Genomic DNA, 1300 nt, shown 5'->3' with positions numbered 1-1300 from the left:
GCGGGGGCGTCGAGTACACGGCTATCGGGGACGAGTGCGGCGGGCTGCGCGAGCCACGTCGGATACCAGAACGAACGCACTTCGCGTTTAGCCTGGTAGCGCGAACCCGCGCCACCGTCGAAGCCGTCGTACGACGGCGCCTGCAAGAACAGGGTTTTCATGGATGCTCCAGCAAGCCTTTGATCGGCGCTTTCAGTTTTCTATCGGAAAACTATCAGAACTATTGCCCGCGGGGATGCGCGCGGGCACTGCGAATCGCGCAAATACTACGGAGCAAAGCTGAAGGAAACCTTAAGAAGAATACTTCCGGCCGGTGTTGTTCTAAATGGTTAATACTGCGCTTCGCTCCGTTTGCGCTCCCGCATCTTATACACGAAACACATGACAATTGCCGTGCCGAAGCGGGTCGGCGCGCAACGTGTCGTCCAGTCCAGCCCGCCGGAATGGATGGCGAAAACACGCTGCCGGCCCGCACATCTGCACGTGCGGACCGGCAGCTGCCTTCACACCGGCTTGATATCCGCCGCCTGCTTGCCTTTCGGTCCCTGCTTGATTTCGAAGCTGACCTTCTGGTTTTCCTGCAGCGATTTGAAACCTTCGCTGCGAATTTCCGAGAAATGGGCAAACAGATCCTCGCCACCGTCGTCCGGTGTGATAAAGCCAAAGCCCTTCGCGTCATTGAACCACTTCACTGTACCAGTTGGCATGTCGATTCCTCGTTTGCACCTTGGTTGATTGGGTTGCATTCGCCGTCGTTCGCCGGTTCCTGCGACTGTTGCTTGACTTTACGCCTGTTTGCGCGGCGCCGCTCAGCCAGGCGTTTCTTCACCGCGGCATCCGGAGCAGCAAGGCCCGTGCCGCGCACCAACCGTGGGCGCGCCGCCGATGCAATCGCGCGCAATCAGATAAGATGATTGGTAACGACAGTCTATCCTTGGCCGCACAGGTTCAGCCCAGTACGCCCGTGCGCGCGACCTATCGTTTGCCCCACTTACAGGAACTCACATGGCCACCTCGAGCTATAGCGATACCCGACTTCTGATTAACGGCGAGTGGTGCGACGCCGCCAGCGGCAAAACCCTCGACGTCATCAATCCCGCCACCGGCAAGGCGATCGGCAAGGTGGCTCACGCCGGCATCCCGGATCTGGACCGGGCGCTGGCCGCCGCGCAGAGCGGCTTCGAAGCCTGGCGCAAGATTCCGGCGAACGAACGCGCCACCACCATGCGCAAGGCCGCCGCGCTGGTGCGCGAGCGCGCTTCCGACATCGCCCGCCTGATGACCCTGGAACAGGGCAAGC

Annotated in this window: 2 protein-coding genes and 1 pseudogene; 1 reads left to right on the top strand and 2 read right to left on the bottom strand. The window is 60.8% G+C overall.

The features are described from left to right. Positions 1–161, bottom strand: a pseudogene (locus tag P3T22_RS33235) (hopanoid biosynthesis associated radical SAM protein HpnJ); the annotation flags it as partial. A gap of 342 nt (positions 162–503) precedes the next feature. Beyond that, complete coding sequence (locus tag P3T22_RS33230; RefSeq protein WP_007181784.1) at positions 504–707, bottom strand: cold-shock protein; 204 nt, start codon at positions 705–707, stop codon at positions 504–506. A 298-nt stretch (positions 708–1005) separates the two neighbouring features. On the opposite strand from P3T22_RS33230, the gene P3T22_RS33225 reads away from it, so the two are divergent. Beyond that, positions 1006–1300, top strand: a 295-nt coding sequence (locus P3T22_RS33225) for an aldehyde dehydrogenase family protein (RefSeq protein WP_429327285.1), incomplete at its 3' end; no start/stop codon positions are given.

The organism is Paraburkholderia sp. GAS348 (assembly GCF_050434205.1).
Lineage (GTDB): Bacteria > Pseudomonadota > Gammaproteobacteria > Burkholderiales > Burkholderiaceae > Paraburkholderia.
Note: the sequence above shows the minus strand (reverse complement) of the source record. Positions and strands in the feature narration are given on the sequence as shown.